This is a genomic window from uncultured Capnocytophaga sp., from assembly GCF_938029845.1.
GTDB lineage: Bacteria > Bacteroidota > Bacteroidia > Flavobacteriales > Flavobacteriaceae > Capnocytophaga.
The window spans coordinates 1-4,844 of record NZ_CALHGG010000076.1; the positions used below are offsets into that span (position 1 = coordinate 1).

Here is a 4,844-nt window from a genome sequence, read left to right on the forward strand (position 1 = left end):
CCAAAAGTTGCTCGCTAAAAAAGCGTTGCCAAAGGTTCCCGATGTCTTGCATCGCTTGTCCGTTCTGATTGGTAGTGCGTACACTAATTCCTATGATTTTCATTTTCTTTTTATTTAAATAGTTTTTAATAAATTCTTTTTAACTTCTTACAAACTTGCCGATACTCTCTAAAAGTTGAGGTTTGTCCTCCAAAGTGCAATCCAAAGTGCAAAATTTGCACTTTGGAATGAACACTTTCTAAATTTATTCTTTAGCTAAGGCTTTGTCCTTTAGCTTTGCTTCACAAACAAATTGTCGTCCTTCTATGTTGTTTATTTTTACAGATGAAATAAAAGTAATGGGTTCTGTAAGAAAAGTGGCATTCTGTATAGTATGCCATTCCCCTTTAAACCAAATACTAATAGCAAACAACATATCTTTCTCAGCATCATAACTGGCTGAAGCTATCATTTTATCTTCATATCCTTGTACATATAAAGTGATAATAGGTTCTGCAAACGAATTGTCTATATTGTCTATACCAAGTACAGGCACTTGATAGTCTTCAGAATACTCTTCTTCCAAATTGGCTTCCCATACCCACAACCATATTTTATTTTCCATCACATCTTTACCTGTGATTTCATCTAAACTCTTTACTTTTCCTAATGTATACATAATTTATGATTTTAAAATGTTATGTTTCTAAATAACTTCCCTCTAACTCCTTACAAACTTACCGATACGCTCTAAAAGTTGGAGTTTGTCTTCCTTTTAATTAAAATGCCCTACCTCTCTTGTTTTATAAACACCCTTTACGATCTGCCAACAAACATCATAGCCCCCTGCTCCTGTACCATTTTGAGCCTCTATATAGATAATATCGTCTTCTTTGTCATAATAAACGGATGTTTCACTAAAGGCAGGTACATACATATCTCTATAAGCACTTTTAGGAATAGTCACTTGTTTGCCATTAATGCTTACCACAAAACTCTTATATTCCGTCTCAGGCTCAGAGCCATCAGTTCCTTCAAAAGGTTTTCCATCTATTTTGTATTCGTAATGGTCACCTTTGTTTTCTTTGGTAAAGACATGTTTTTTCTTATCGTATTTTTGAGCAGTCAGCTCCACACGAATTCCCATACCCGAAAAAGTAATGGCATTATCGCTTTCTTTTTCTTTCTTAATGGAAAGAAACGTATAAGTAGGTTTCAGTCTGCTGTTATGAATATACCCTTTATCTATGTAATGCCACTTACTTATATCTTCATCAGCATGAAATATATAAACAAGTTTATTATTAGGGAGTGTCCCCAGTATTTTACTTTTGACACTTTCCTTTTCACGAATGTTTACATAGCCATCTTTGTCCTTTACCACAAAGAACTGACCAAAAGCACACTGGGAAATTAACAAAAATAAGAATATAATTCGCTGCATAGTCTATTTTTTTTGATTGTTCAATTAAATAAAAAATCATCAATATTTATTTCATTAGAGATATACTCATTCCCATCTAAGTCCTCAACTATAGCTCTTAGAGTAGCCCCTTTACCTTTTAGTCTTGCTAATTCGTTTATTTTATCCCATAAATGGTAAGATATCGTATCCTCATCTTCTTCTATAAAGCTTACATCCCTGACATGTATAGAGTTTTTCAATTCAAATATTATTGTTTCAGCTAAAGGTTGAAGAATCTCAAAGATAGGTTCATGAAATTTGCTATACTTTTTATCTGTATCGCTTATAATAACATTTATTACCCAACTAGGGGTTTCATCTGGTGAAAATTCTTTAAAGCTTGTTAGAAATACTTTTGTCTTTCCCATAGTTTAATCAATAGTAATTTGCTTAAAACGAGGACTTATTCTTGAATTTTTCGAATGAAATAAATCTTGTTGCCATTTCTTAATAGTTAAACAAATAAAATCATTATATTTCTACTTTATATTGCGCCCTACGGACTTGATTTTGGGTTCTACTGAGTTGATATTGTATTCTACAGACTTTATTTTTTGTTTTACAAGATTAAAATTGTAATATTTAAATTCAATATATTTACTCAGTACTGTCCCGTTAAAGTATGCTAGTTGCTCCTTTAAATTACTGAAATAAAGTATTTTATATGCAGTATTAAGTCCGCGACGATTTGAATTTTTAATTTTGTAGTCTTTTAATATGATTACAAATGAATAAGGACAAATATGTATTCGCACAATTGATAGAGTTTCTGGACAATAACAAGTTCCAAAGAACAATTAAACCCCCTCATTCTGGAGTTGTTTGATTAATATTTAACTCTTCTAAATTTTAACGGGACACTAATAATATTTACTTTAGAAAAAAAGGTAAATCTAAATTCTCATTTTCTTTCAAAGTAACTAAACTTAATGGTATATTAGATATGATATTAAAAAGTTCTCTTGGAGCAAATATAAGATTAGATAAAAAAAGTTCAAAATCCTTTTTGTATTTCTCTCCAAAAATATATCCTTGATCATATATAATATCTATAATATCTTTGTCTAATATCTTTATACTTTGAATTTCTTGATAATTTCTTTCTACACTTGAAGAATCTCTATCTTTTTTTAGTATAGCAGATATATTTATATCAATATTTTCTTCTTTTCCTACATTAGGTATATAAAAAAGTTCTTCTTTATATTGTTGTAGTATTTTATGGATAAATTCAAAAGACTTTGAATACATACTTTTTTTCCTCAAAGCAAAAATAATTTCTAAATAATATTTTTTAAATTTTCCTCTCCTAAATTCTCCAATACTATCAAAATACATTTCAAATAAAATACCATTTAAAAGGTGATTTTCATTATTTTCTGTAGAATATCGTTGAAGGTTTACATCTATATTTTCAATAAATTTTATTGAGTTTCTGGCATTACCTTCTGCAGATTGCAAAATATTTCTCCCTATAATAAATAAATCATCCTTATTAACATCATTAGGTGGTATTTTTAAGAATTTATCTAAAGCTGGATTTTGTACGTACCAATTATGTTCCCTTAAATTCATTATAATTTTAGATATTGAACTTTCATCCCCTATGTAATTAGCATCTTTAACAACTCTTTCATTATATGGAATTTCAATATCATATATTATTTGTCCCATATTAAAACGAAAATCACCTATCAAAGATGTATGTTCCCAAGTAACCTGTTTTCCTCCACTTAAATCATAAACTGTTTTTCGTACTTTTTTAAAAAGTTCTTCGACTGTTATGTAATCTTTTATAGATGCCAAGTGCTTTAGTAGTGCTCCAGTATAAATACTATGTTCTTTAAAACCATTATCATAAGCTCCTTTATTAGGAGATGTAGAAAAAGCTATTATGGTACCTTTAGGAACATTTATATTATTTGTTTCTATAGAAAATCCTCTCTCTTCGGTAGGTGTACGACAAGCATCTATTATTAAGATATTAATTCTATTTATTAATAATAGATCAAATATTTCACTTAAAGAGATACTATTATTTTTGATATGGTATTCATTAGAATTTTGTATCTGAGCATCTATTGAGGTTAAATAATTTTCTCCTTTTACTTGAAATCCGTGTCCTGCGTAATAGAATATAAATGCATCATATTCTGATATTATTTTTTTTATATTTTCTAATATTTCTTCGTAGTCTTGAGTCTTCTGATTAGTTCTAAGAATTACTTCGTAACCAAGCCTTTTAAATACATCTGCTATTTCCTTGGCATCATTAACTGCGTTTATTAGTTTTGCACTATCGTGATAATCATTGTTACCTAATACTAAGGCTAATGTTTTCATAAAAATACTTTTATCTTTTTGATAAGTGTTTCTTTTTATTAAATACTCCTATTAATTATATATTTTCCCAAAAAAAACTCTGGCAAAGCTCATCTAATCTCCTTTTATACAACGAACTTTGCCAAAGTGCTATTAGTCACTAGTCACTATCCTCGGTACATCTTTTCACGGAGTTCCTGAATATTTTTATCGTCCATATACTCATCAAAGGTCATATAGCGGTCGATAATGCCACTAGGGGTAAGCTCGATGATACGATTGGCGACGGTTTGTGAAAATTCGTGGTCGTGGGTGGTGAAAAGCACAGTGCCTTTGAAGTTTTTCAGGGAGTTGTTGAAGGCGGTGATGCTTTCCAAATCCAAATGGTTGGTAGGTTCGTTGAGCATTAGCACATTGGCACGCAACATCATCATACGGCTGAGCATACAGCGCACTTTCTCGCCTCCTGAGAGCACTTTACAGTTTTTAAGAGCTTCTTCGCCACTGAAAAGCATCTTACCCAAGAACCCGCGTACGTATACTTCTTCGCGCTCTTCCTCTGTTTTCGCCCATTGGCGCAACCAATCCACTAGGGAAAGGTCTTGAGTAAAGAAATCGGAGTTATCCACCGGCAGGTAAGACTGTGAAGTGGTGATGCCCCACGCAAAAGTACCCGCATCGGGCTTGAGGTTGTTGTTCAAGATCTCATAAAAGGCAGTGGTAGCACGTGAATCCTTAGAAATTACGGCTACTTTGTCGTCTTTGGCAAGGTTAATATCAACATTTTGGAACAATACCTGTCCGTCGATAGACGCAGCGAGGTTTTCCACGTGTAGGATTTGGTCGCCCGCCTCACGGTCACGGTCGAAAATGATAGCAGGGTAACGGCGAGAGGACGGTCTGATTTCCTCGATGTTGAGTTTCTCCAACATCTTCTTACGAGAGGTCGCCTGTTTTGATTTGGCCACGTTGGCACTAAAGCGTGCGATAAACTCCTGCAACTCTTTGGCTTTCTCTTCCGCCTTTTTGTTCTGTTGCGCACGCTGACGGGCTGCCAACTGACTACTTTCGTACCAGA

The 4,844-nt window shown here is 32.7% G+C and carries 5 protein-coding genes and 1 pseudogene; all 6 read right to left on the minus strand.

What is annotated here, in order from left to right; all coding sequences use genetic code 11:
* A pseudogene (locus Q0625_RS05410) lies at nucleotides 1–103 on the minus strand (AraC family transcriptional regulator); the annotation flags it as partial.
* A gap of 141 nt (nucleotides 104–244) precedes the next feature.
* Nucleotides 245–658 (minus strand): hypothetical protein, encoded by a 414-nt coding sequence (locus Q0625_RS05415; RefSeq protein WP_298824243.1) that lies wholly within the window; start codon nucleotides 656–658, stop codon nucleotides 245–247.
* Nucleotides 659–754: 96 nt separating this feature from the next.
* Nucleotides 755–1,423, minus strand: coding sequence for an SH3 domain-containing protein (locus Q0625_RS05420; protein ID WP_298824246.1), 669 nt, complete (start codon nucleotides 1,421–1,423; stop codon nucleotides 755–757).
* A gap of 20 nt (nucleotides 1,424–1,443) precedes the next feature.
* A complete protein-coding gene (locus Q0625_RS05425; RefSeq protein ID WP_298824248.1) occupies nucleotides 1,444–1,812 on the minus strand; it encodes a hypothetical protein in 369 nt (122 codons plus the stop codon).
* Nucleotides 1,813–2,314: 502 nt separating this feature from the next.
* Nucleotides 2,315–3,787, minus strand: a complete 1,473-nt coding sequence (locus Q0625_RS05430) for a caspase family protein (protein ID WP_298824250.1) — start codon at nucleotides 3,785–3,787, stop codon at nucleotides 2,315–2,317.
* Between the two features lie 146 nt (nucleotides 3,788–3,933).
* On the minus strand, nucleotides 3,934–4,844 hold a 911-nt coding region (locus Q0625_RS05435; protein WP_298824252.1), incomplete at its 5' end, for an ATP-binding cassette domain-containing protein.

Excerpts from the sequence above, each read along its gene's own strand:
- Q0625_RS05415 (WP_298824243.1), bottom strand. The coding sequence starts at position 658 with ATGTATACATTAGGAAAAGTAAAGAGTTTAGATGAAATCACAGGTAAA.
- Q0625_RS05425 (WP_298824248.1), bottom strand. The coding sequence starts at position 1,812 with ATGGGAAAGACAAAAGTATTTCTAACAAGCTTTAAAGAATTTTCACCA.
- Q0625_RS05430 (WP_298824250.1), bottom strand. The coding sequence starts at position 3,787 with ATGAAAACATTAGCCTTAGTATTAGGTAACAATGATTATCACGATAGT.
- Q0625_RS05420 (WP_298824246.1), bottom strand. The coding sequence starts at position 1,423 with ATGCAGCGAATTATATTCTTATTTTTGTTAATTTCCCAGTGTGCTTTT.